The organism is Legionella waltersii, assembly GCF_001468085.1.
GTDB lineage: Bacteria > Pseudomonadota > Gammaproteobacteria > Legionellales > Legionellaceae > Legionella > Legionella waltersii.
Genome location: NZ_LNZB01000014.1, coordinates 1 through 318, shown reverse-complemented (window position 1 = coordinate 318; position 318 = coordinate 1). Strand labels below are relative to the sequence as shown.

Sequence of the window (318 nt, the reverse complement as noted above, 5' to 3'; positions counted from 1 at the left end):
GCGACAGCGAAAAATATCGCCTGAAAATGGCAATAGAGCACCACATAAAAACGCTGAGCAATGAATTCAGCTGGTTTGGATTGAAAAAAAGCCCTCAGGAAAAAATTAAGATGCTCAAACAACTCTGTGAAAACCTTGAGCAAGTGGATAATGCAAACTCAAAACAAAAGCTCAGTGATACAATGAGTACCTTTTTAAATAAACATAAACAAACCATCAAAGAGCACCGCAATCCCTTCAGAAATTGGGGCTTTTTTAGACCTGAATCCCCCACGCGCAGCGAGACATTTCTCACTGAGAAAATGAACAGCCTTAACA

The 318-nt window shown here is 39.9% G+C and carries 1 protein-coding gene; it reads left to right on the top strand.

Annotated features, from left to right (window positions below; genetic code table 11):
• Positions 1-318: hypothetical protein (locus Lwal_RS17495; protein WP_162264090.1), on the top strand; the 318-nt coding region annotated here is incomplete at both ends.